This is a genomic window from Luteimonas sp. 8-5 (assembly GCF_029763755.1).
Taxonomy (GTDB): Bacteria; Pseudomonadota; Gammaproteobacteria; order Xanthomonadales; family Xanthomonadaceae; genus Cognatiluteimonas.
Window position 1 is genome coordinate 1 of sequence record NZ_JARUVM010000020.1, and the last position, 24,745, is coordinate 24,745.

The 24,745-nt window shown below is 64.6% G+C and carries 23 protein-coding genes and 1 pseudogene; 12 read left to right on the top strand and 12 right to left on the bottom strand.

All coding sequences use genetic code 11. From position 1 onward, the window contains the following. Together QAA18_RS03545 and QAA18_RS03550 are read right to left on the bottom strand one after the other, a co-directional pair. A partial coding sequence (locus QAA18_RS03545) for a M48 family metallopeptidase (protein WP_279411053.1) occupies nt 1-1,292 on the bottom strand: 1,292 nt, incomplete at its 3' end. 12 nt (nt 1,293-1,304) lie between these two features. Further along, complete coding sequence (locus QAA18_RS03550; RefSeq protein ID WP_279411054.1) at nt 1,305-1,901, bottom strand: LemA family protein; 597 nt, start codon at nt 1,899-1,901, stop codon at nt 1,305-1,307. An 82-nt stretch (nt 1,902-1,983) separates the two neighbouring features. On the opposite strand from QAA18_RS03550, the pseudogene QAA18_RS03555 reads away from it, so the two are divergent. Beyond that, nucleotides 1,984-3,297 (top strand): annotated as a pseudogene (locus tag QAA18_RS03555) (serine hydrolase domain-containing protein); the annotation flags it as partial. 224 nt (nt 3,298-3,521) lie between these two features. Here QAA18_RS03555 and QAA18_RS12900 read toward each other — a convergent pair. From QAA18_RS12900 to QAA18_RS03580, 5 genes are all read right to left on the bottom strand, one after another. Further along, nucleotides 3,522-4,031 (bottom strand): hypothetical protein, encoded by a 510-nt coding sequence (locus tag QAA18_RS12900; protein ID WP_343226738.1) that lies wholly within the window; start codon nt 4,029-4,031, stop codon nt 3,522-3,524. A gap of 737 nt (nt 4,032-4,768) precedes the next feature. After that, entirely contained in the window at nt 4,769-5,164 is a 396-nt protein-coding gene (gene gcvH, locus QAA18_RS03565) for a glycine cleavage system protein GcvH (RefSeq protein WP_279411055.1), read from the bottom strand. 93 nt (nt 5,165-5,257) lie between these two features. Further along, nucleotides 5,258-6,361: a glycine cleavage system aminomethyltransferase GcvT gene (gene gcvT, locus QAA18_RS03570; protein WP_279411056.1), complete on the bottom strand. Its 1,104-nt coding sequence runs from the start codon at nt 6,359-6,361 to the stop codon at nt 5,258-5,260. Further along, nucleotides 6,358-6,789 (bottom strand): NfeD family protein, encoded by a 432-nt coding sequence (locus QAA18_RS03575; RefSeq protein WP_279411057.1) that lies wholly within the window; start codon nt 6,787-6,789, stop codon nt 6,358-6,360. The genes gcvT and QAA18_RS03575 overlap by 4 nt, the downstream gene beginning before the upstream one ends. Before the next feature lie 3 nt (nt 6,790-6,792). Further along, nucleotides 6,793-7,752 (bottom strand): SPFH/Band 7/PHB domain protein, encoded by a 960-nt coding sequence (locus tag QAA18_RS03580; protein ID WP_279411058.1) that lies wholly within the window; start codon nt 7,750-7,752, stop codon nt 6,793-6,795. 195 nt (nt 7,753-7,947) lie between these two features. Between QAA18_RS03580 and QAA18_RS03585 the strand changes: the two genes are divergently transcribed. The 4 genes from QAA18_RS03585 to QAA18_RS03600 are packed head-to-tail and all read left to right on the top strand — an operon-like array spanning nt 7,948 to nt 11,244. Further along, complete coding sequence (locus QAA18_RS03585; protein ID WP_279411059.1) at nt 7,948-8,544, top strand: sigma-70 family RNA polymerase sigma factor; 597 nt, start codon at nt 7,948-7,950, stop codon at nt 8,542-8,544. Next, nucleotides 8,537-9,097, top strand: coding sequence for a hypothetical protein (locus tag QAA18_RS03590; RefSeq protein ID WP_279411060.1), 561 nt, complete (start codon nt 8,537-8,539; stop codon nt 9,095-9,097). Before QAA18_RS03585 ends, QAA18_RS03590 begins: the two co-directional genes overlap by 8 nt. Before the next feature lie 20 nt (nt 9,098-9,117). Next, on the top strand, nt 9,118-10,221 hold the full coding sequence (locus QAA18_RS03595) for a PDZ domain-containing protein (RefSeq protein ID WP_279411061.1): 1,104 nt from the start codon (nt 9,118-9,120) through the stop codon (nt 10,219-10,221). Nucleotides 10,222-10,272: 51 nt separating this feature from the next. Further along, nucleotides 10,273-11,244, top strand: coding sequence for an aldo/keto reductase (locus QAA18_RS03600; protein ID WP_279411062.1), 972 nt, complete (start codon nt 10,273-10,275; stop codon nt 11,242-11,244). Nucleotides 11,245-11,309: 65 nt separating this feature from the next. Here QAA18_RS03600 and sucD read toward each other — a convergent pair whose 3' ends face one another. Next, entirely contained in the window at nt 11,310-12,182 is an 873-nt protein-coding gene (gene sucD / locus QAA18_RS03605; RefSeq protein ID WP_279411063.1) for a succinate--CoA ligase subunit alpha, read from the bottom strand. A 14-nt stretch (nt 12,183-12,196) separates the two neighbouring features. Then, nucleotides 12,197-13,357, bottom strand: coding sequence for an ADP-forming succinate--CoA ligase subunit beta (gene sucC / locus QAA18_RS03610; RefSeq protein WP_279411064.1), 1,161 nt, complete (start codon nt 13,355-13,357; stop codon nt 12,197-12,199). 105 nt (nt 13,358-13,462) lie between these two features. Here sucC and QAA18_RS03615 point away from each other — a divergent pair, with 105 nt between their 5' ends. Beyond that, entirely contained in the window at nt 13,463-15,046 is a 1,584-nt protein-coding gene (locus QAA18_RS03615; RefSeq protein ID WP_279411065.1) for a HAMP domain-containing sensor histidine kinase, read from the top strand. Between the two features lie 230 nt (nt 15,047-15,276). Here the strand turns inward: QAA18_RS03615 and QAA18_RS03620 are convergent, their stop codons facing one another. After that, nucleotides 15,277-15,684, bottom strand: coding sequence for a ribbon-helix-helix domain-containing protein (locus QAA18_RS03620; protein ID WP_279411066.1), 408 nt, complete (start codon nt 15,682-15,684; stop codon nt 15,277-15,279). A 121-nt stretch (nt 15,685-15,805) separates the two neighbouring features. Here QAA18_RS03620 and QAA18_RS03625 point away from each other — a divergent pair, with 121 nt between their 5' ends. The 6 genes from QAA18_RS03625 (at nt 15,806) to QAA18_RS03650 (ending at nt 22,957) form a co-directional block, all read left to right on the top strand. Continuing rightward, nucleotides 15,806-17,188 carry a sigma-54 dependent transcriptional regulator gene (locus QAA18_RS03625; protein WP_279411067.1) on the top strand — a complete coding sequence of 461 codons (1,383 nt, stop codon included), beginning with the start codon at nt 15,806-15,808 and terminating at the stop codon, nt 17,186-17,188. Nucleotides 17,189-17,431: 243 nt separating this feature from the next. Continuing rightward, nucleotides 17,432-17,854 carry a pilin gene (locus QAA18_RS03630; RefSeq protein ID WP_279411068.1) on the top strand — a complete coding sequence of 141 codons (423 nt, stop codon included), beginning with the start codon at nt 17,432-17,434 and terminating at the stop codon, nt 17,852-17,854. A 70-nt stretch (nt 17,855-17,924) separates the two neighbouring features. Further along, nucleotides 17,925-19,865 (top strand): hypothetical protein, encoded by a 1,941-nt coding sequence (locus QAA18_RS03635; RefSeq protein WP_279411069.1) that lies wholly within the window; start codon nt 17,925-17,927, stop codon nt 19,863-19,865. Nucleotides 19,866-20,331: 466 nt separating this feature from the next. Further along, the gene (locus QAA18_RS03640) at nt 20,332-21,033 is read left to right on the top strand and encodes a glycosyltransferase family 4 protein (RefSeq protein ID WP_279411070.1); all 702 of its coding nucleotides are present in this window, start codon (nt 20,332-20,334) and stop codon (nt 21,031-21,033) included. Continuing rightward, a complete protein-coding gene (locus tag QAA18_RS03645) occupies nt 21,030-21,941 on the top strand; it encodes an NAD-dependent epimerase/dehydratase family protein (protein ID WP_279411071.1) in 912 nt (303 codons plus the stop codon). Before QAA18_RS03640 ends, QAA18_RS03645 begins: the two co-directional genes overlap by 4 nt. Continuing rightward, nucleotides 21,914-22,957 carry a glycosyltransferase gene (locus tag QAA18_RS03650; protein ID WP_279411072.1) on the top strand — a complete coding sequence of 348 codons (1,044 nt, stop codon included), beginning with the start codon at nt 21,914-21,916 and terminating at the stop codon, nt 22,955-22,957. Before QAA18_RS03645 ends, QAA18_RS03650 begins: the two co-directional genes overlap by 28 nt. 10 nt (nt 22,958-22,967) lie before the next feature. Here QAA18_RS03650 and QAA18_RS03655 read toward each other — a convergent pair whose 3' ends face one another. Further along, nucleotides 22,968-23,633 carry a class I SAM-dependent methyltransferase gene (locus QAA18_RS03655; protein ID WP_279411074.1) on the bottom strand — a complete coding sequence of 222 codons (666 nt, stop codon included), beginning with the start codon at nt 23,631-23,633 and terminating at the stop codon, nt 22,968-22,970. Between the two features lie 113 nt (nt 23,634-23,746). Beyond that, entirely contained in the window at nt 23,747-24,745 is a 999-nt protein-coding gene (locus QAA18_RS03660) for a glycosyltransferase (protein ID WP_279411075.1), read from the bottom strand.

The window sequence follows — 24,745 nt, forward strand, 5'->3', positions numbered from 1 at the left end:
GCGCGCTGGTTGCGCGCCAGGCGCTCCTCGTCCGCAAGCAGCAGGCCCAGCAGCAACGGCATCACGCCGTCGCGGCGCGCGGCCAGCGCGCGGAGCGCGTCGGGGATGCCGGCCACGATCTGGTCGGCGCGACGGTAGTCGTCGGACGAAGGCGTGGCGACCTGGGCCACGACCATCGGCGGAGTCACCGTCACTTCGGCGCCGGCATCCGGCAGCGCCCGCGACAGACCGCTGTCCAGCCCGAGGTGCAGATCCTCTTCCAGTCCGTTGGGCGGCGCGGCCAGCCAACGCTTCTGCAACGCTTCCATGTGCTCGCCGCGGAACGACGGCTCCAGTGCCTGGATGCGTTTGAGCAGCGGCGGGTGCGTGGCGAACAGGCCCGACAAGCCGAGTCCGTCGCCGAACAGCATGTGGCTGACTTCCTCGGCGTCGCCGCGGTCGTTGAGGCGCGAACCTTCGCCGAGGCCGCCGATCTTCTTCAGCGCGCCGGCCAGGCCACGGGTCTGGCGGGTGAACTGCACCGCGCTGGCATCGGCCAGGGTCTCGCGGCTGCGGCTGACGCCGGCCTTGATCATGCGGCCGAAGAACAGGCCGATGTAGCCGATCGCCATCGCCACCAGCGCGGCGAGCAGGACCGCCGCCGCGCCGCGGTTGTCGCGCCCGCCGATGCGGCCGAACTGCAGCACCTTGCGGCCGATGATGGCCAGCACCAGGATCCCGAACAGCACGCCGATCAGGCGCACGTTCAGGCGCATGTCGCCATTGAGGATGTGGCTGAACTCGTGCGCGATCACGCCCTGCAGCTCGTCGCGGTTGAGGCGGTCGAGCGCGCCGCGCGTTACCGCCACCACGGCGTCGGCCGGGCTGTAGCCGGCGGCGAAGGCATTGATGGCCTGCTCGTGTTCGAGCACGTAGATGCGCGGTACGGGCACGCCCGAGGCGATCGCGATCTCCTCGACCACGTTGCGCAGCCTGCGCAGGTTGAAGTCGGAGGTGTCCTCGGGCACCGGCGTGCCGCCGAGCTGCAGCGCGACCTGGTCGCCGCCGCCGCGCAGCGAGGCGATGCGGAACAGCGAACCCAGGCCGATGATCGCCACCGTCGCCAGCGACGCCACCACCATCGCACCCAGCGTGCTGCCGCGGCTGCCGTCCGGGTCGGTCGGCATCGCGCCGTAGACCATCCACACGACGAGGTCGACGGCGGCCACGATGCCGATGACCGCAAGCGCGAACAACACCACCAGGCGCGTGGACGCGCGCCTGGCGGCGGCCTGGTGTTCGAAGAAGTTCACCGGCTCAGGACGTCAGAACTGGACCTTCGGCGCCGCGCGCACCGCCGCCTGCTGGTCGGCCGGGATCTCGAGCAATGCGGCCGGGGCGAAGTTGAACATGCCGGCGACGATGCTGGAGGGAAACACTTCGCGCTTGTTGTTGTAGGCCATTACCGAGTCGTTGAAGGCCTGGCGGGCGAAGGCGACCTTGTTCTCGGTCGAGGTCAGCTCCTCGGAGAGCTGCATCATGTTCTGGCTGGCCTTGAGTTCCGGGTAGGCCTCCACCGAGACCATCAGCCGGCCGAGCGCGCCATTGAGCATGCCTTCGGCTTGGCTGAGCTGGGCCATGGCCGCCGGGTCGCCGGGGCTGGCCTTGGCCGCGGCCAGGCCGTTCATGGCCGCCGCCCGGGCCGCGGTCACGGCCTCGAAGGTCTCGCGCTCATGGCTCAGGTAACCCTTGGCGGTCTCCACCAGGTTGGGGATCAGGTCGAAGCGCCGCTGGAGCTGGACGTCGATCTGGGCGAAGGCGTTCTTGTAGGCGTTGCGCGCCATCACGAGGCCGTTGTAGATCCCGACCGCGAAAAATGCGACGACGACCACAATTCCGAGCAGAATCAGCAGCGTGCCCATCGAACTTCCCCTTATTCATGCAAAGTCTGGAGCAGGCGTTATGATCGACCTGCAGGCGCAGCATACGCAGGGGCCAAGCCCGATGAAAGACACTCACCGCTGGCGGAACCCCCGACTCGCCCTGATGGCGATGTTGATGCCGCTGGCCGTGGCCAGCACCGCCCAGAACGCCGCGGACCAGGCACCGGCACCGCGCCTGGCGATGGTGGAAACCGCCTCGCCCGTGGCCGCTCCGGCTGCCACCCCCGTACCCGCCGCTTCTGCGTCCGTTGCCAGCCGCCCCGCCCCCGAGGGCCCGCCGCTGCCGGCGGACTTCGATGTCGCCCGGTTCGAAGCCATGGCCCAGGCCATGGTGTCCAGTGGTCGCGTCCCGGGCATGGCCCTGGCGATCGTGAAGGACGGTCGCGTCCTCACCGCGCGCGGCTACGGCACCACCGACGTGGACACCGGCGAAGGCGTCGGCGCACACACCGTATTCCGCCTGGCATCGCTGTCCAAGGCGTTCGCCGGCACCGTCACCGGCATGCTCGTGGCCGAAGGCGCGCTGCGCTGGGACAGCCGCGTCGCCGACTTCATGCCGGAGCTGCAGCTCTCGCAGCCCGGCGCCGCGCAGCGGCTGACCGTGGCCGAGGTGCTCAGCCATCGCGTCGGCCTCACCCACAACGCCTACGACCGCATGATCGAGGACGGCGTCGGCTATCGCAGCGTCGTGCAGAAGCTGGCGTACGCGCCGATGACCTGCGCGCCGGGCGAGTGCTACGCCTACCAGAACGTCGCCTTCAGCCTGGTCGGCGACGTGGTGTTCGCGGCCACCGGGCGCTTCTACAGCGAGGCGGTGACCGGCCGCATCTTCAAGCCGCTGGGCATGGACGACGCGAGCTACGGCCTGGACGGCATCCGTGCCAGCCAGAGCTGGGCGCGTCCGCACGTGCGCAGCCGCCGCGGTTGGGTGTCGCTCGACGCGCCGAAGCCGACCTACTACCGCATCGCGCCGGCCGCCGGCGTCAATGCCAGCATCAGCGACATGGCGCAGTGGCTGATCGCGCAGACCGGGCACCGCCCCGACGTGCTGCCGGCGCCGCTGCTGGCGACCCTGCATGCGCCGGTGGTGTCCACGCCGGGCGAGACCCGCGGTTCGTCCTGGCGCCGCGCCCGCCTGGAACATGCCGGCTACGGCATCGGCTGGCGCGTCTACGACTATGCCGGGCATCGCGTCGTCTACCACGGCGGTGCGGTGCAGGGTTACCGCGGCGCGATCGCCCTGCTGCCCGAGCGCGACCTCGGCCTGGTGGTGTTGTGGAACAGCAGCAGCGGCCTGCCAGGCGGCCTGGTGCCCACCATCATCGACAGCGCCCTGGGCATTGCCGACGGCGACTGGCTGGACCTGGACGAGGACGACGTCGAGCTCCTCTACGCGGCCCGCAAGCAGGCCCGCCCCGACGACGGCACCGAAGCCAGCACCGCCCACGCCCAACCCCGCTAACCAGAACCAAAAAGGGGACGGAGGTAATTAAGCGCTCGCGCTTAATTACCTCCGTCCCCTTTTTGGTCAGGCAAAAAAATTCCCTCTTCGCCTGGGCTGCGAAGAGGGAACGTGGTTTACGGCTTTCGGGGTCTTGATTACATCATCGGTGCGGGAGCGGAGGGCATTGCCACGGGGGCAGCCTTGCGCTTCGCAGGACGTCGGGCCTTCTTGGCCGCCTTCTTCTTGGCAGGACGCTTGGCCGCCTTGCGCGCGGTCTTCTTCGCGGTCTTCTTGGCAGCCTTCTTGGCCGGACGGCGCTTGGCCGCGGCCTTCTTGGCGGGCTTGCGCTTGGCGGCCGACTTGCGGGCCGTCTTCTTCGCAGCCTTCTTAGCAGGCTTGCGCTTGGCAGCCGACTTGCGGGCCGTCTTCTTCGCAGCCTTCTTGGCGGGCTTGCGCTTGGCGGCAGCCTTGCGCACGGACTTCTTGGCGGCCTTCTTCGCCGGCTTGCGCTTGGCAGCAGCCTTGCGCACCGTCTTCTTGGCAGCCTTCTTCGCCGGCCGACGCTTGGCAGCAGCCTTGCGCACGGTCTTCTTGGCCGCCGATTTACGGGCGGTCTTCTTCGTCGCCTTCTTGGCGGACTTCTTCGCAGCTTTCTTCATGGCCATGTGATGGCTCCTCGTCAGTTGGACTTACGGGTACTGCAGCCCAGTTGAAACCATCGCGGGAGTCGGACCCGCGACAAACCGCCGACGCGCCCGGCGCGCCGGGACGGATCTTGGTGCCTTGCGGCAATAAAAAACCCGCATCGCCAGGCGATGCAGGTCGTCTTGTCTGGAAGCGGTGCGGGGTTTCGCGGAAGAGTAGTTGCCCGAGTCCACCTTGGAGACCGTCAGGGCGGAAGGCTTCTTTGTGCTTCGCGTTGTCTTGGTGATTCGACTCACTCTCGTCCGCAGGAGACCGCTGCTGGGCGAAACCTAATCACGGTTTTTTCAACTGTCAACAACCCCCGTGAAATTTTTTTCAGGGAGGGCGGCGCCGCGGCGGGTACGCGACCGTCCTTCCGGGCCACCGACGACGCCCCGTGGACAGTGCCGCCGAAGCGTGTCGCCGTCGCACGCGGACAATCGTGTTGCGGGAAAACCCCGTGTTTTATGCGGTTTGTTCGCAACGCGGCCGGCGTTGCGGCGCCGGCGTGCATTGCAGGCGGTCGACTCGCGCACGCTCGCCCGGACAGTGCGCGCGACCGTTCCGGAAGGGTCGGAACCGGTTGTCGGCGCACACCCCGGATGGCGCGTCGCAACACTCCGATTGCGCCGATTTGCGCAAAAAAAACCGGCCGCCCTGGGGCGGCCGGTCGGTGTTCGCGGTGGCATCGCGGCTTCCGCCGCTCCCACCCGAGGCGTCAGTGGTCGTCTTCCTCGAGCAGTTCGGCGTACGCATCCGGGTCGAGCATTTCGTTCACCTGGTCGGGCTCCTCGACCTCGACCACGTACAGCCAACCGTCGCCGTATGCGTCCTCGTTGATCGTCTCGGGCTTGTCGGCGAGCGCCGTGTTGACCTCGACGACCGTGCCGCTGACCGGGCTGTACACGTCCGACGCCGCCTTCACCGATTCGACCACCGCACTGGCGGCACCGGCCTCGACACGGTCGCCGACATTGGGAAGCTCCACGTAGACCAGGTCGCCAAGCAGCTCCTGGGCGTGGTCGGAAATGCCGATGGTGACCTTGCCGTCGCCTTCGACGCGGGCCCACTCATGGGACTTCAGGAACTTCAGATCGCCGGGGATCTCGCTCATCGTTTGCTCCGGGGGTATGCGGGGTCGGGCAGACCGTTGGGGGTAGTGGGGCGTAGTTTAGCGACGCGGCGGGCGTGAAAATCAAATCCGCCGTCAGATGCCGGGTTGTGCCTGGCCATCGCGCACGAACGGGAACTTCACCACGCGCACGGGAACCTCGCGACCGCGGATGTCGACTCGCACCTCGCCGTCGCCGTCGCCGGCAGGGACGCGCGCGAACGCGATCGCCTTGCCCAGGGTCGGCGAGAACGTGCCGGAGAGGATCTCGCCGTCGCCGTGCGCGGTGATCACGCGCTGGCCGTGGCGCAGCACGCCCTTCTCGTCCATCACCAGGCCGATCATCCGGCGAGCCGTACCGGCCGCCTTCTGCGCCTCGAGCGCGGCGCGGCCGACGAAGTCGCGCCCTTCGTCCAGCGACACCGTCCAACCCAGCGCCGCCTCGTACGGCGTCACCGTCTCGTCCATGTCCTGGCCGTAGAGATTGAGTCCGGCTTCAAGGCGCAGGGTGTCGCGCGCGCCCAGTCCCGCGGGCTTCACCCCGGCGGCGAGCAGCGCCTCCCACAACGCCACCGCCCGGTCGACCGGCACCACGACCTCGAAACCGTCCTCGCCGGTGTAGCCGGTGCGGGCGATGAACAGCGGCGTGCCGTCGCGCCCGGTTGCCTCGATTGCGGCGAAGCGGCCGAGCTTGCCGGCGGCCTTCGCGCCGGCCTCGTCGAGCAGCCCGATCACGCGTTCGCGGGCGTTCGGACCCTGCACGGCGATCATCGCGAAGTCCTCGCGCTCGGTCACCGACACGCCGTACGGCGCCGCCTGCGCCGTGATCCAGGCCAGGTCCTTGTCGCGGGTGGCGGCGTTGACCACCAGGCGGAAGAAGTCCTCGGCGAGGAAGTACACGATCAGGTCGTCGATCACCCCGCCCTGTTCGTTGAGCATGCAGGTGTAGATCGCCTTGCCGGGCTTCTGCAGCTTGTCCACCGAATTGGCGACCAGCGCGCGCAGGAACTCGCGGCTGCGATCGCCGCGCAGGTCGACCACGGTCATGTGGGAGACGTCGAACATGCCGGCATCGCGGCGCACCTGGTGGTGCTCCTCCACCTGCGAGCCGTAGTGCAGCGGCATGTCCCAGCCGCCGAAGTCGACCATCTTGGCACCGAGGGCGCGATGGGCGTCGTTGAGGATGGTCTTGCGGGTCATGCTGTCTCCACTTGAAGGGTCATGCCGTCGGCACCGGTGATGCGCACCGCGGTGCCGGCGGGAAGGTCGGGGCCGGTGACGGTCCAGTAGGCATCGGCGATCTGAACCCGGCCGCGGCCGTTGGCGATGGGGTCGTGCAGCACCACCACCTGGCCGACCAGCGCCGCGGTGCGCCGGTTCAGCGCCGGTCGGTCGCTCTGCGGTTCGCGACCGCGGAACCAGCGCCGGTACACCTGGATCGAAACGAAACTGAGCACCACGAAGGCGCCGGCCTGGGCCAGCAGCGGGATGCCCGGCACGACCAGCACGCCCAGGAACACCGCGGCCGCGGCGAAGCCCAGCCACAGCATGAACGCGCCCGGCGCGATCGCCTCGGCCGCGAACAGCAACAGCGTCACCGCTGCCCACGCAAAGACATCCCAGCGCATGGCTCAGCCCCCCTGGCGCGGCATCTGCGCCGGCGCGGCGCGCGACGGCTGCTGGACCAGCGCTTCCTTCGCCAGCTCGGCAATGCCGCCCAGCGACCCGATCACGCCCGAAGCCTCCATCGGCATCAGCACGAACTTCTGGTTCGGCGCCTGCGCCAGCGTCTTGAACGCCTCGATGTACTTCTGCGCGACGAAGTAGTTGATCGCGTTGACGTTGCCGCCAGCGATCGCGTCGGAGACCATCTGCGTCGCCTTGGCCTCGGCCTCGGCCAGGCGCTCGCGCGCCTCCGCGGCGCGGAAGGCCGCCTCCTTGTCGCCCTCGGCCTCCAGGATCACCGACTGCTTCTCGCCCTCGGCGCGAAGGATCGCCGCCTGGCGCAGGCCCTCGGCCTCCAGGATGTTGGCGCGCTTCTCGCGTTCGGCCTTCATCTGCTTGGCCATGGCGTCGATCAGGTCGCGCGGCGGGGCGATGTCCTTGAGCTCGATGCGGTTGACCTTGATGCCCCACGGATGGGTCGCCTCGTCCACCGCCACCAGCACCTTGGCGTTGATCTCGTCGCGCTTGGACAGCGACTCGTCCAGGTCCATCGAGCCGATCGCGGTACGGATGTTGGTCATCACCAGGTTCAGCACGGCGATCTCCAGCGTCGCCACCTCGTACGCCGCCTTGGCCGCGTCGAGCACCTGGAAGAACACCACGCCGTCGACCTTGACCACGGCGTTGTCCTTGGTGATCACGTCCTGCGATGGCACCTCCAGCACCTGCTCCATCATGTTCACCTTGCGGCCGATGCCGTAGATGATCGGCACCAGGAAGTGCAGGCCCGGGCTCAGGGTCTGGGTGTAGCGACCGAACCGCTCCACGGTCCACTCGTAGCCCTGCGGCACCATCCGCACGGTCTTGAACAGCAGGATGACGCCGGCGACGACCAGGACGACGGCCAGCAGCGGGATGGTGGACATGGTTCGGGGCTCCTTGAATATGGGGTCAGTTTAAGGCTTTGGGACGGGAATGAAGGGAATGAGGGGAGCGAGGGGAATGGAACCCGCGTCGCACCTGGCAACCCTCCATTCCCCATTCCCTTCATTCCCCTCATTCCCGTTCTTCCCGATCACACGTGCGACCCTTTCGTCCCCATGGCGCATCCTTGAATTCGAATGCCAGCCAACGCCCCGCCCGCCTCGGCCTTTGCCATCGACGTGCCCGCCGCGCTGCTCGCCCGGGCCCGCAACGGCGACCGGGCGGCGTTCGAGCAGCTCTACCGCTGGTTCGAGCGGCCGGTGTTCACCCTGGCGCTGCGCATGTGCGGCGACCGCGAGGAGGCTGCCGAAGTGCTGCAGGAGACCATGCTCAAGCTGTTCCGCCGGATCGGGGACTATCGGGCCGTCGATGGCGCGCCGTTCTGGGGCTGGCTGCGCCAGGTCGCGGTGAACGAGGCACTGATGCGCCTGCGCCGCGACAAGGCCGCCGGACCACCGCTGGAGTTGCCGGGTGAAGACCTCCTGCCCGACGACGTCGCGCCCCCGCCCGCGGCAGCCGTCGATGCCGCCGCCCTGCAGCGCGCACTGGCCGCCCTGCCGCCCATGACCCGCAGCGTGCTGTGGCTGTACCACGCCGAGGGCTACACCCACGACGAGATCGCCGCGCTGATGCAGCGCACCACCAGTTTCTCCAAATCGCAGTTGGCCCGCGGCAGCCGCCGCCTGCGCGCCCTGCTCGAACCGGAGACCCGCCCGGAGCCGACCCATGCATGATCGCGACCCCCGCAACTGGCAGGAGGCGTTCGCCGCCCTGCCCTCCGAAGCGCCACCCCCCGATGGCTGGCAACGATTGGCGCCGCGCCTGGCCGCACCCAGGCGCGCGCCGGCATGGATGGGCGTTGCGGCCGCCGCCGCGCTCGTCGCCATCGTGGTTGCGCCGTGGGGGCGAGTCGACGAGCCAGGCAAGACACCCGTTGGAGCGGCGGAAGCCGCGAAGGACGGCATCGCGGCATCTGCCGCGCCGGCGCCTGGCACCACCAGGCTCCAGGACCTGTACGCCGAATCGGCGCGGCTCGAAGCGCTGCTGTCGGTGGCACGCGACGACCGCGTCGCCAGTGCCGGCGCGGCGATGCTGTCTTCGGAGCTCGATGCGCGTGTCGCCGCCATCGACACGGGACTGGCGCGCGCGGACCTGACCGATGCCGAACGACTGCAACTGTGGCAGGCGCGCGTGGAAACGCTGCGCCAGGCCGCCGGCTTCGAAAGCACCCAGCGGCTGCTGGCATCGCAGGGACGCAGCGACGCGATGCTGGTCAGCGTGGACTGACTCCAACCGAGGAACGACCCATGAAACCCGTAACCCCCGCCCTCACCGCACTGTCCCTGGCGATCGCAATGGCGATGGCGCTGCCCGTGTCGGCACAGGAGTGGACGCCGGCCGCACCGACCGCCGCCGAGCAGAAGGCCCTCGACGAGGCACGCAGGAAACTCGACGAGGCCGCCAGGGCCTACGCCGAACTCGCGGCGAAGCATGGAACGCAGTCGCTGCTGCGCAAGCCGGTGATCGGCGTGGTACTCGCTCCCGACACCACGTCGGGCGTGCGCATCGTCGCCGTCACGCCTGGCGGCGCCGCAGCGGACGCCGGCCTGAAGAGCGGCGACCGCCTGGTCGCCATCGACGGCAACACGATCTCCGGCGCCACCCCCGAAGCACGCGTCGAACGTGCGCGCGTGGCGATCGCAAGGCACGACGAGAAGTCGAAGGTGCAGCTGCGCTACATCCGCGACGGCAAGGAAAAGACGGTGGTCGTCACCCCGAAGGCCGGCGACAGGCTGATGTTCATCGGCGACGACGGCCGCCATGAACGCGTGCTGGCACGCCAGCATCGGGAAGCAGCCCGCGAGGCGGCCGAGCAGGCACGGGCCGCGGTACCCGCCGCCAGGCGCGCGGCAAGGGAAGCGCGCGTCGCCGCGGAGGAGGCAGCGCGCGTCGCCGCCATCGCGCCGGAAGTGCGTCGCGAGATCATCCGCCTGGCCCCCGACGGCAACTTCCCGGTGCTTGCCGATGCGCTACGCTGGAACGGCCTCAACCTTGCGTCGGTGGACGCGGACCTGGGCAAGTACTTCGGCACCGACAAGGGCGTGCTGGTGCTGAGCACCGGACCGGAACTGGACGGCCTGGAGGCTGGCGACGTCATCCGCAGCGTCGCCGGCAAGGACGTCGATTCGCCGCGCGAGGTGATGGAAGCGCTGCGCGGGCGCAAGGCCGGCAGCAAGGTCGACATCGGTTACCTGCGCGACCGCAAGACGGGCACCGCACTGGTGACGGTGCCCGAGCCGATGAAATTCCACATCCCCGCGCCGCCCGCGCCGCCACCGCCGCCGCCCGCTCCGCCGCATCCCGCTCCGCCCGCACCACCGGCACCGCCCGCGCCCCCGATCGTCGACTGATCCGGCGCGCGCCGGGTAGGATGGGGACTCCACCGGAAGGGAGTCCCCTCGATGCAATACCGTCGCCTCGGCACCTCCGGCCTGCAGCTGTCCGCGCTTTCGTTCGGCGCGTGGGTCACCTTCGGCAACAAGGTCGGGCGCGGTGAAGCGCGCGAGCTGATTGCGGCGGCCTGGGACCACGGCGTCAATTTCTTCGACAACGCCGAGGGCTACGCCAACGGCGAGGCCGAGAAGGTGATGGGCGACGTGATCGCCGACCTGCGCCTGCCGCGCGACGGCTTCTGCGTCTCGAGCAAGGTTTACTTCGGCGCGGCCAAGGATCCGCGGCCGACGCAGAAGGGCCTGTCGCGCAAGCACGTGGTCGATGCCTGCCACGACGCGCTCAAGCGCCTGCGCGTGGAATACCTGGACCTGTACTTCTGCCACCGCCCGGACGAGAACACGCCGATCGAGGAAACCGTGCGCGCCATGGACACCCTGGTGCAGCAGGGCAAGGTGCTGTACTGGGGCACCTCGGAATGGTCGGCGGGGCAGATCCGCGAGGCCAACAAGATCGCGCGCCTGCGCAACCTGCAGCCGCCGACGATGGAGCAGCCGCAGTACAACCTGATGCACCGCGAGCGCGTGGAGAAGGAATACGCGCCGCTGTACGCCGAGTACGGCATGGGCACCACCATCTGGTCGCCGCTGGCTTCGGGGCTGCTCACCGGCAAGTACAACAACGGCGTGCACAGCGAAGGCCGCCTGGCCCAGGAGGGCTACGGCTGGCTGCAGAAGATGGTGATCGGCGATCCGAAGGAGCGCCGCATCGAGCGCGCGCGCAAGTTCACCGCGCTGGCCCGTGAACTGGGCGCGGCGCCGGCACCGCTGGCGATCGCCTGGTGCCTGCGCAACCCGAACGTATCCACGGTGATGCTAGGCGCATCGCGCGCCCAGCAATTGGTCGAGAACCTCGAGGCGCTGGCCCTGCTCGACCGCTTCGACGACGCCACCTGGGCGCGCGTCGAAGCCTCCGTCGCCTAGAAAAAAAGGGGACGGAGGTAATTAAGCGCATGCGCTTAATTACCTCCGTCCCCTTTTTTTCTTGTTCAGGCCAGGCGCTTGGCGATCGCGGCGCCGAGGTCGCCCGGCGACTTCACCGTGGTGACGCCGGCCTTCTCCATCGCGGCGAACTTGCCTTCGGCCGTGCCCGCGCCGCCCGAAGCGATCGCGCCCGCGTGACCCATGCGCTTGCCCTTCGGCGCCGAGGCGCCGGCAATGAAGCCCACGACCGGCTTGGTCACGTGCTCGGCGATGAACTCCGCCGCTTCCTCCTCGGCCGAACCGCCGATCTCGCCGACCATGATGATGCCCTTGGTCTGCTCGTCGGCCTGGAACAGCTTCAGGCAGTCGATGAAGTTCAGGCCGTTGATCGGGTCGCCGCCGATGCCGATCACCGTCGACTGGCCGAGGCCTGCGTCGGTGGTCTGCTTCACCGCTTCATAGGTCAGCGTGCCCGACCGCGACACGATGGCGACCTTGCCCGGCATGTGGATGTGCCCCGGCATGATCCCGATCTTGCACTCGCCCGGGGTGATGATGCCCGGGCAGTTCGGACCGACCAGCACGACGTCGTCGTAGCCGGCCAGCACGTTCTTGACCCGCAGCATGTCCAGCACCGGGATGCCCTCGGTGATGGCGACGATGACCTTGATGCCCGCATCGGCCGCTTCCAGGATCGCATCGGCCGCGTACGGTGGCGGCACGTAGATGACGGACGCGTTGGCGCCGGTCTCGACGACGGCATCGGCGACGGTGTCGAACACCGGCAGGCCCAGGTGCTCGGTGCCGCCCTTGCCCGGCGTCACGCCGCCCACGACCTTGGTGCCGTACTCGAGCATCTGCTCGGCGTGGAAGGTGCCCTGGGTACCGGTGAAGCCCTGGACGATGACCTTGGTGTTCTTGTTGACCAAAACGCTCATTCGAATTCGATCCTTTACTTGACGGCTGCCACGGCCTTGCGGGCGCCGTCGTTGATGTCGTCGGCGGGGATGATCGCCAGGCCGGAGTTCTTCAGCAGCTCCTTGCCGGCTTCCACGTTGGTGCCTTCCAGGCGCACGATCACCGGCACCTCGACCCCCACTTCCTTGACCGCCGCGATGATGCCCTCGGCGATCATGTCGCAGCGGACGATGCCGCCGAAGATGTTGACGAAGATCGCCTTGACCTTGTCGGACGACAGGATCAGCTTGAACGCCTCGGTCACGCGCTCCTTGTTGGCGCCGCCGCCGACGTCGAGGAAGTTGGCCGGCTCGCCGCCTTCCAGCTTGATCACGTCCATGGTCGCCATCGCCAGGCCCGCGCCATTGACCATGCAACCGATGTTGCCGTCCATGGTCACGTAGTTCAGGTCGTACTGGCTGGCGCGCACCTCGGTCTCGTCCTCCTGGCGGATGTCGCGCATCGCGGCCAGGTCGGGGTGGCGGAAGGTTGCGTTGTCGTCGGAGTTGATCTTGCCGTCGAGCACGGCCAGGTTGCCGTCCGTCATGATCGCCAGCGGATTGAGCTCCACCAGCGCCAGGTCCTTCTCGTTGAACAGCTTGAACAGGCCCAGCATGATCTTCGTCAGCTGGTTGACCTGCTTGGCGGTCAGGCCCAGGCCGAAGCCCATCTCGCGGCACTGGTAGGGCTGCAGGCCCTGGACGTAGTTCACGTGCAGGGTCTTGATCGCGTCGGGGTTCTCCTCGGCGGTCTTCTCGATCTCCACGCCGCCCTCGGACGAGGCGATGAAGGTGATCGACTTGCTCGAGCGGTCGACCAGCACCGACAGGTACAGCTCCTGGGCGATGTCGGTGGCCTGCGTGACCAGCACGCTGTCGATCGGCAGGGCAACGCCCGCCGACTGGTAGGTTTCCATCTTCGTGCCGAGCATGCCCTTGGCGTACTCGCGCACCTCGTCCAGGGTCCGGGCCAGCTTGACGCCGCCGGCCTTGCCGCGGCCGCCGGCGTGGATCTGCGCCTTGACCACCCAGAAGTTGCCGTCGATGGCCTTGGCGGCCTCGACCGCCTCTTCCGGCGTGCGGGCGACGCGCCCGGGGGGAACGGCGATGCCGTAGTCGGCGAACAGTTGCTTGGCCTGGTATTCGTGGAAGTTCATCGATCGTCCAGCTTGGAGGGGGCGTGAAACAGCCCCCAATTGTACGCCCAGACGGTTTTCGCGGCAGAATCGGATCGCGGCTTCCGCCGCTCCCACGGGGAAAGCATGGCCGGTTCATCGGGAATCGCGGACGCCCAATACCGCGACCTGTACTTCTACAGCCTGTACCGGGTCCTCGAGGCCGGGTTGCTGGCCCTGCTGCTGTTCGGCCCCGTCCGCGAGCTCCTCCCGGACCCGGCCCGGCCCCTGCTGGGCAAGGTCACCAGCATCGCCTATCTGGTGGCGGCCACCGGCCTGATGTACTGGGCGCTGCGCCAGGTGGCGCTGCGCTGGCAGGTGCTGGTCGGCATCTGCATCGACGTCGCGGCAGGCCTGCTGGCGATCCACGCCATGCCCTCGGCCGCCTCGGGCATCGCCCTGATGTTGGTCTTCAACGTGGGCGCCACCTCCATGCTGCTGCCGCTGCGCTTCGGCCTGGCCGCCGGCGCCATGGCCGGCGGCGCCATGATCTTCGAGTACATCTGGAGCACCCTGGGGCCGCTACAGAACGATCGCCCGCTGGCCGAACCGATCATGTTCGCCGTCAGCTTCCTGTCGATCGCGGTGCTGACCTACCTGCTGGGCCGCCAGATCCGCGAGAGCCAGGCCCTGGCCGAGCGCCGCGGCGGCGAGCTGGCGGACCTGGCCGCGGTCAACGAACTGATCATCCGGCGCATGCGCACCGGCGTGCTGGTGGTCGACGGCGAAGGCGGCATCCGCCTGGCAAACGAAGCGGCGGTGCTGCAACTGGGCGACCGCGGCGGACGGCGCCGCCTGGCCGACGTGGCGCCGGCGCTGGCCGAACGCCTGGACCACTGGCTGCGCACCGGCCACAGCGACGATACCCCCCTGCGCCTGTCGGCCGAGCAGCCGGAAGTGCTCCCTCGTTTTGCCCGCCTGCTGGCCCACGGCGACACCGCGCTGGTGTTCCTGGACGACACCGCCCTGGTCTCGCGGCGCGCCGAATCGATGACGCTGGCCACCCTGGGCCGCTTCTCGGCGAGCCTGGCCCACGAGATCCGCAACCCGCTGGCGGCGATCAACTACGCCACCCAGCTGCTGCAGGAATCCGACGAGATCAGCGTCGGCGACCAGCGCCTGCTGCAGATCATCCACGCCCAGTGCCAGCGCACCAATGCCATCGTCGAGAACGTGCTCGGCATGGCCAGGCGCGAACGCGCCCCTGCCGACAACGTCGACCTGGCCGCCTTCGCGCGCCGCTTCGTCGACGATCATCTGCAGGTGCTGCCGCCGGGATCGGCCAGCATCGAAGTGAGCGGGGCCGAAGAGCTGCACGGGCTGGTCGATCCGCGCCACCTGCAGCAGGTGTTGACGGTGCTGCTGCAGAACGCGCTCAACCACGGCCACCTGCCCGGCGACGCGGCGCAGGTGCGAATCCATGTCCATGCGCTCGGCGGCCGTCCCGCCATCGACGTGTGCGACCGCGGCCCCGGCATCGGCGAGGATGCGCGCTCGAACCTGTTCCGTCCGTTCTACACCACGGCCGAACTGGGTACCGGCCTGGGCCTCTACATCGCCCGCGAGCTATGCCGCTCGAACGAGGCGACGCTGGATTACCTGGACAATCCCGAGGGTGGCGGCTGCTTCCGGATCACGCTGCCCGATCCGCATGCGCTGCTGCCGGCTTGATTCGTGGATAGTCGCCTGACACTTACATTGCACCGATCAGTTCTTCAACTGAAATGCCGGCTTGTTTGAGAACTTCAGCGAGCGTTCCAAGCTTGAGCTCGCGATGCAGTGGCACGACGCAACCATCGACTCCACGACGCAGTACAACATGACTTCCGCGTTGCCTTACTTGCTTGAATCCCAGCTTCTCCAGCGCGCGCACAACCTCCGCACCGGAGGTGCGCGGTAATCTAGGTGCCATTTCCCGGGACGTCGAAAGTCGTCATCAACGCCTTGCCAAAAGACTTGACGGGAAACTCTTCCAGATAGAGTTCCGTCGCCTCGCGGAGATTGACCAAGGCTTCGGAAATTGATTCGCCCTGGCTCGCGCTGCCCGTTTCCGGATTCAATGCCACGAAACCGCCTTCTTTCGCGGGCATCAGGACGGCAGTAAGTTGCATCGCGGCCTTCCTGCCTGCCTTCGCGCTCCTGCTCCCCTGGGCGTAGGAGGCTGCCGGTTCGGCGATCCGCGACCCTTCCAGTTCATCGAGGTACGCAGTGAGCGCCGTCCGGACGTAGTGGCTTTTGCTGCGCCTGGTTCGTTTGGCCAATGCGTCGAGGCGCTGTTCGATTTCGGGGGGTAGACGGATAGCGAGCATGGGATTCTCCGATGTGATACATGTATAACACGCATCGTATCCCATCGGTATCAAGAAAATCCCAATCGCGCCCAAGGGGCGCTCTTACACCGGATCGGCGGCATCCGTTAAGGTTGCGGGCATGAGCGAGAACCCTGCACCCAGCGCCCTCATTGTCGACGACGAGCACGACATCCGCGAACTGCTGGTCCTCACCCTGGGCCGCATGGGCCTGCGCACCGACACCGCCGCCAACCTCGCCCAGGCGCGCGCGCAGCTGGCCGGAAACCGCTACGACCTGTGCCTGACCGACATGCGCCTGCCCGACGGTTCCGGCATCGACCTGGTGGCGGAGATCTCGGCCAACCACCCGGATACGCCCACCGCCATGATCACCGCCTTCGGCAACGTCGAAGCCGCGGTGGGCGCGCTCAAGGCCGGCGCCTTCGACTTCGTCAACAAACCGGTCGACATCCATGTGCTGCGGCGCCTGGTCAACCACGCCCTGGACCTGGGCCGGCGACGGCGCGAGGCGCCTGCCCCGGCCACCGGCCTGGCTCGCCTGCAGGGCGATTCCCAGGCCATGCAGGCGCTGCGCGCCACGGTCGCCAAGGTCGCCCGCAGCCAGGCCCCGATCGCCATCACCGGCGAATCCGGCGTGGGCAAGGAACTGGTCGCCCGCACCATCCATGCCGAAGGCGGCCGCGCCAAGGGCCCGTTCGTGCCGGTCAACTGCGGCGCGATTCCGGCCGAGCTGATGGAAAGCGAGTTCTTCGGCCACAAGAAGGGCAGCTTCACCGGCGCCCATGCCGACAAGCAGGGCCTGTTCCAGGCCGCCGACGGCGGCACCCTGTTCCTGGACGAGATCGCCGAGCTGCCGCTGCCCATGCAGGTCAAGCTGCTGCGCGCCATCCAGGAAAAGTCGGTGCGCCCGGTTGGCGCCGCCGCCGAAGTGCCGGTGGACGTGCGCCTGCTCAGCGCCACCCACAAGGACCTGGCCGCGCTGGTCGCCAACGGCAGCTTCCGCCACGACCTCTACTACCGCATCAACGTCATCGAGTTGCGGGTGCCGCCCCTGCGCGAGCGCGGCGACGACCTGGCCATGCTGGCCGCCGACATCCTTGCCCGCCTCGCCCGCGAACAAGGCCGTCCCGCGCCTCGCCTTGGCGAGGGCGCCCGTGCCGCCCTGATGGCCTACCCATTCCCGGGCAACGTCCGCGAGCTGGAAAACATCCTCGAACGCGCCCTGGCCATGGCCGACGGCGACCTCGTCGAGCGCGACGACCTCGGGCTGGTAGCCACACCCGTCGCGCATGCCCCCGAACGTGGGAGCGGCGGGAGCCGCGAAACGGAAAAGGATGACGTTCCCCCCTCCGCCCTCCCCACCTACATCGAAGACGTCGAGCGCAAGGCCATTGAAAAGGCCCTCCAGGACGCCCGTTACAACAAGACCAAGGCCGCGGCCGCGCTGGGAATCACCTTCCGGGCATTGCGGTACAAGCTGAAGAAGCTGGGGATCGACTGACACAAAGTGACCCGGAGCGTCACTTCCTTTCGCCCAAAGTGACCAATTGCGTCACTTCCCGCCCCAGCCCCAGAGGCCGATCGTGACCGGCCTAGCAGTTTGATGAATTGGCACTGCCGCCCGGTCATTGGCACGCAATATGCTTACTATTCGGGTGCACGTGCGGGGCATTGCACGGCTACCGACGGACCGGGGAACCGGCCATGTGGGCACGTGAAACCAAAACCTCCTAGGGGAGACACCATGAAGAAGATCCAGCAAGGCTTTACCCTGATCGAACTGATGATCGTGATCGCGATCCTCGGCATCCTGATGGCCATCGCCATCCCGGCCTACCAGGACTACACCGTCCGCGCGAAGGTTTCGGAAGGCATGAACCTGGCCGGCGCGGCCAAACTGGCTGTGGCCGAGACGATGTCGTCGACCAGCGAGTTCCCGGACAGCAACACCGAGGCCGGTATCGTCACCCCGGCGTCGATCAGCGGCAACAACGTCACCAGCGTGACGGTTGGCGGCAGCGGCGTGATCACCATTCTGTACTCGGGTGCGGAAATCGGTGGCGACACGCTCGTTCTCACCCCTGCGGACAACCAGGGTTCGATCTCCTGGTCCTGCAACACCGGCAGCACCGTCGAGGCAAAGTATCGCCCGGCCAATTGCCGTTAATCTGTTTTGATATAGCGTCACATGAAGCCCCCGCTCGGGGGCTTCTTTTTTTCATTGTGGGTGCCGACGGATGTCCGAGACTCGCTACATCGGGAGATTCCCCGGTAAAGCCGGAATAGGCATCGCTTTTGCGGTGCTATTGCTTGGTTGCCTGCTGCTGAGTTGGCCGGCCTTGAATGGCCCATTCCTCTTCGACGACTTCCCCAATCTTCAACACCTGGCGGGGCTGCGTGGCGAGCTGACCTGGCCTGCGCTCGCTGATTACATGCGTCAGTACGGCGGAACGCCGGGCCGCCCATTGTCAATGCTCAGCTTCGTCCTCAACGATGCTGCATGGCCGAGTACGCCTTGGGCGTTCAAATACACCAACTTGATGCTGCATCTTCTGATAGGGACGCTGGTGTTCGGTTTCGCGCGAACGTTGGCCATCTTGGTCCTTGAAGAGCGTCTGGCGCATATTGCTGCCTTGCTCACCATGGCGGCGTGGCTGCTTCACCCCATGCAGCTTTCGACCAGCATGCTGGTTGTGCAGCGCATGACCCAGCTCTCGATGCTATTTGCGATCTCGGGGCTGTGGGGATATGTGGCGTTTGCGCACCGCGCCAGGAGCACGGCAACCTCAATATTACCTGTCGTGATTCTCGGGTTGGGGACAGCTCTCGCTGTGCTATCCAAGGAAACTGGGGCACTTGCACCCCTTCTCGCCGTTGTGATCAACATGACGTTGTTGAGGGGCCACTTGCAATCGATATCGGCGCGGCACCGCTCGCTGTTGCACTGGGGGACATTGGCTCCTGTGCTCGTGATGGTTGTGGTGATTGCCTCCAAATGGGACGTGGCGAGCAATTTCAGCAACCGCGATTTCACAATGGGCGAGCGCCTCTTGAGTGAAGCGCGGGCCCTCATGGCTTATTTGTCCCAAATCTTGATACCCAGCCTACGTGGCGGCGGCATCTACCACGACGATTTCGTGGTTTCGCGCGGCATACTGCAACCGTGGGTTACCCTTCCTGCCGTCCTTGGCGTAGTTGCACTGCTTGCAAGCGCCGTAATTCTCCGTCGTCGCCACCCCGTGTTTGCATTCGCAGTTGGCTGGTTCTTTTGCGGCCACATTTTGGAGTCGAGCGTTTTCCCACTCGAGCTCTATTTCGAACATAGAAATTACTTGCCAATGTTCGGACCGATGTTCGCCATGGCTTTTTTTGTCGCCAAACCACCAGAGAAATGGCGCTTGGGCATAACGATTCTTGCTGGTTCGTGGATTATATTCGTGGCCTTCCTGACTTGGGTGCAGGCTCCTATTTGGGGAGACGTCCGCAAGCTGACTGCAATCTGGGCAATCGAACATCCGAATTCGCCTCGTGCCGCAGCGCAACGCGCTCACTATTACGCTGGAAGGGGCCAAAGCGAGCAGGCCGCGAGGTCTCTCCTCGATGCATACCATAGGGGTGTTCGCGGAAACAGCTTCCCACTGCAAGCATTGAATATCGCCTGCTTGCTGAACAATGAAGCCTTGGCCGAAGAAGCACGACCGGCTGCCATTATTGAGATGGAGACTAGTACTTACAATCGAGCGCTTCTGGAAACAATGCCTAAAATTCGAAGGGCCATCCAGGGAAACACGTGCCCCCTCATCCTCACTGATGAAGATTGGACGACGTTCACGGTTAAGTTGTTGGAAAACCCGGGATATGCAGAGCCAGGCGTCCAGAACTATATTCATGTGGAGCGAGCATATTTTTTCCGGAGTCAACTTGACTTGGATAGCACCATGCGGGAGTTTGAATCCGCTTGGTCGTTGCGGAAATCACCCAAGCTCGCGCACCTAATATCCGCGACGCTGGCGAGCGCGGGTCTTTATGACGAAGCCGAAAAGTGGGCGGATCTCGCCTACGATAATCGCCTTACGGGATATCAGGGGTGGCTTTCCGATGACGACGTTGTGTCCTTGCGATTGAAGGAAAGCTTGAAGCAATATCGCAAGACCGACAGCGATTCCGATTCGAATTGATTCCATGAGTCGAGCATGCACAGCTGCTGGAGAGGAGGCCTCAACGCATCGCATAGATGTACTGATGGTTAGCACGTCCTACCCAACAAGCTTCTCTGACTGGCGTGGAATTTTCATCCGGAATCTTGCGTTCTCCTTAGCTCGGCGACGCGACCTCGACCTTCAAATTTGGGCGCCTCCTGGGGACATCCCTAAGAACGTCGCCTACGCGCCCACCAGCCGAGAAAGACGTTGGCTCGCCGAACTGATGTCATCCGGAGGGATCGCACATCTGTTCCGGTCTGGCGGCCTTCGGTCACTATGGGCTCCAATTCGATTGCTCTCGCTTTTGCGCAAAGCGTATGGCCGTACCTCAACCGACATCTACCATGTCAATTGGCTACAGAATGCGCTTAGTATCCCTGGGGACGGGCGGCCACTTCTGGCAACGGTCCTTGGAACTGATCTGCAGCTCCTGAAGCTTCCGATGGTTCGTTCGCTGCTGCGCCGATCCTTCAAACATCGTCGCGTCGCAATCTGCCCCAATGCTGACTGGATGGTTCCAATCTTGAACGATGCTTTCGGCGATATTGCGAAAGTATGCTTTGTCCCATTCGGCATCGAACCCAGTTGGTACGAGATGCATCGCTCCATTTCACGTACGGTCGACAAAGATTGGCTGTGCGTGACTCGGCTGACGCGAGACAAGATCGGAACGCTGTTTGAGTGGGGTGCCCCATTTTTCTCTGGCGCAAAGCGTTCACTGCATTTGTTCGGCCCGATGCAAGAAGAGATGCCGTTGCCCGACTGGGTGCACTATCACGGGCCAGTCACGCCGGAAGTTCTCCGCGACGAGTGGTTTCCACGCGTTCATGGCTTGATTACCCTCAGCCAACATTCCGAGGGGAGGCCACAGGTGATGCTCGAAGCCATGGCCGCCGGACTCCCGATCATTGCATCGGATCTGCCTGCCCATGTGGACATCATCCAGCATGGGTTGAACGGCATGATATGCAAGGGCCCCGCAGAGGTGGGAACCGCATTGGAGACGCTAGAAGACGGCATGGTGAACCGACGCATGGGTGAACAGGGGCGCGCTTGGGTATCAAGGGAGATTGGGACTTGGGACGATTGTGCAGGCCGCTATGCGAATCTCTATCATGAACTTCTCTGCGAATCTCGCATATGAGCAGCTCAATCCTAGTCCTGGGCGCCTCTGGGTTCATCGGCAGACACCTGTGTGAGTCAATCGCGAAGTCAGGAAATCCAGTTATCGCTGCGACGCGATCTCAAGCCATTTTCCGCCAGCCTGGCATTTCGAATGTGGTCGCTCCGTTTGATGATCCATCGCATTTTTCGGCCCTGCTAGATGGTTGCGATGCGGTAATTCATGCAGCATCCCGCAGCACACCGGTGAGCAGCGCCGCCCAGCCTCAACTGGACGGAAATCTGAAGACCACGCTGGCTCTAATAGAGGCACTGCAGTACGCGCCATCGTGCCGGGTGATCTTTCTATCGTCAGGGGGCACCTTATATGGGGACAGAGCGGATCCTGCTCGGGAAATAGACCCACTAAGACCACGCTCCTACCACGGAGCGGGTAAAGCGGCTGCGGAGCACTTCTTTCACGCTTGGGCAACTCAGTACGACGGCACAGCAATCTTGCTCCGGCCATCGAATATCTACGGACCGGGCCAGTCGGCCAGGAATGGCTTCGGCATCATCCCTACGGCGTTCGATTGCGCATTGCATGCAAAACCACTAACCATCTTCGATGGCGAATCAGTTCGCGATTATCTGTACATCGACGACTTCGTCGCCCTCTGCCATCGAGCTCTGGTGACGCCCATTGACCGCGGAGCGCAGGTTTTCAACGCCGCGAGCGGAGAAGGCATCTCGTTGGATACGCTGGTAGATCACATCGATGCGGTGACTGGGCAAACGATTGAGCGCGTCTACCAGCCTTCCCGTCTGGTCGACATCCATACAATCGTTGCAGACCCGACTGCTGCTAAATCACAATTCGACTGGTTCCCTAGCACTTCTCTTGAGGAAGGGTTGCGCCAAACATGGCATTGGTTTACCACCCAGGCCTGAATACACCTGCGCGACCCCGCGTATCCGTTTGCATAGCAAACTACAATGGGGAGAAGCTGCTTCAAGCATGCCTCGACTCTGTATGGGCGCAAGATTGTGATTTCGATTTCGAAGTTCTGGTGCACGATGATGCATCCAGTGACTCTTCAGTCGACTTGATTAGGCGCTGCTACCCGCAAGTAGAGCTTCTGGTTTCTTACGAGAATGTTGGGTACTGCGTAAGCAATAATCGCATGGTGGAAAGGGCGCGTGGCGACTTCGTTCTGCTTTTGAACAATGACGCAGCCTTGGAGAAGGACGCTATTCGAAGTCTCATCAGCGCAGCGGAATATGGCGGTGCGCCGGCCATCCTCACCCTTCCACAATATGACTGGGAAACCGGTGATTTGGTTGACAGGGGATGCCTGGTAGATCCGTTCTTCAACCCAATTCCGAATAGAGAGGCCCGCGCCGAAGTTGCGTATGTAATTGGCGCCTGCCTTTGGTGCCCGCGGGAAACATGGCAATCTCTCGGGGGATTTCCGGAGTGGATGGGGTCAGTCGCGGAAGATCTTTACCTGTGCGGCCTAGCCCGGCTCCGAGGCGTAGAAGTGAAAGCGCTTTCTATGAGTGGATATCGGCACCGCCAAGGTAGTAGCTTCGGTGGAAACCGTGTTGGTGCCGACGGACTACGCACAACCGTGCGTCGCAGACGACTAAGCGAGCGAAACAAAACCCTATCTTTGGCCGTTCTCACGCCAGGGATCTGGGTTATTCCGATACTGATCGCGCATCTACTCGCCCTTTCGGTCGAAGGAGCCTTGATGAGCTTGGCGCGTCGCGACACGCGACTCTGGCGCGACGTCTATTTCCCTGCAATCACAGCACCCTTCCATGAAGCCAGGGCGCTAAGGGAACGGCGAAAACTCGTCCAAGGAACTCGATCCATTACAACACGCCGATGGTTCAACACTGTTCGCTTTCAGCTACGGAAGGTAGTTCTCTTATCAAGATACGGGGTGCCGCGAGTCGACTGATCTCGCACGCTCAAGGTGCTTCAAAAGCCAAAAAGGGCTCTGCCGCGTTAACTCCGGCCTTCCGTACGTCTACATCAGGCAGTAACTCGGCGTGACTCCGAACCATCGGACGAAGACCCGTGGACGCGAATCTCGCAACAATATCTTGGCCATAGAGGCGAACGTGATCCTCTTGGCCATACGCCTGCCGCCTCGCTTCCGGTTCAATGATTCCAGGATCGAACCAGGTATGCCGCAGGGTCGCGCTATATGGTGTTTGCAAAATGGCGACCCCACCGGAGCGAAGGACTCGTGAAATCTCCCTCAACGCCTGTAGATCGTCCGACACATGCTCCAAAACATGATTGGCGATAACGATATCGAACGCATTGTCGGCAAAAGGCATTGCCTCGATGTTCACTGGTAGCACATCCGGTGCATCTGGATACAAATCACACTTCGTATAGCTTAGGGGCCTCGTCGCGCAAATGATCTTGGATAAACGACGCTCCGGGGCAAAATGCAGAATCCGAGCTTCTCGCATTCCTTCCATCAAGCCCGACGCTTTCAAGTACAGAAACAGGTGACGTTCGCGATCGTGCGCGCCACAGCGTGGGCACTCAAAGTTGGTCACATCGCTACCAACCACCTGGAGCGCGTGCATCAGCGGCGGCCGGCGCCCATCTCGATAGGGCATGAACCCCCGCACCTGATGAGCACATATCTCGCAGAATCGGCTACCGCCGGGAACCCAGCGTGCCAAGGCGTATCGAGCCAACTTCACCAAGTTCAATGCATTTACTCCAACGCTCATCTGTGGTGGAGCACCGGAACGCAGTGTCCACCCAGCAGCTTACAAAGGCGATGCTTCCCCCAGAAGCCAAGCGCGCGGAAGAGATCCCACATCGCCATTACCCCAACAACGAGAGAGCCGCGAGGAGATTCGGATACAACCCTCGGCCACCATTCGCGGACCAACCCCATATCCCTTGTACGTATCGCCCGCACGGCTACGCGGCTCAGAAAGTTCGCAAGCCCCCAGGCGTAGTCCCAATCTCCAACAGCTTCCCGAGGCACACTCAGAATAGCCTCCCAGTAAAGCCTTCGCACTGTCTCGTTCCGGGACAAAACCATGGATCCAATAGTGTTCACGCGATACGCAACAAAAGGTTTACTTATCTGGGCAAGAACCCCGCGTCTCGCGTGAAGCAAATGCGCCCGATAGTCGATCAGGTCGTCCGCAATCTCCAGCCAAGAACCTACCAGTTCCGATCGGATCATGACGGAACTGTTATTGAGAAAGTTGCCTCGACGAACCATCGCCGCAAGATCGAAAGTGGCATCTCCAACATCATTGAATAAGCCAATGCGTTGTCCAGCTTCGGTGACGGTAACTGCATTCGTATAAACGGCTACGCAGTCAGCATGTTGGTCGAGATACGCCGCTTGGGCATCGATCTTTCCTGGAAACCAGTAGTCGTCACCATCCAGCCTGGCCACGTAGCGGCCCTTGGCGAGCCGCATAAGAAACTGCGTGTTCTTAGATGGACCCAACCTCGAACCATGGCGGATATGGGTCACGAGATGCGGATGTTGCTTGGCAATCAGGGCGACGATCTCGCTGGTTCCATCGTCCGAACAGTCGTCCCCAACAATAACCTCCAGAAGGCGCCGGCCTCCTTGGTCAAGCACGCTCAACAAGCACTGCGCGACATAGTCCCGCTGGTTGCATGTCGTTATGCAGACCGTGACATCGGGACCTCCATGCGGCGACAAGTCCCTTCTCAAGTTGTCTTCCGGAATAGCCAC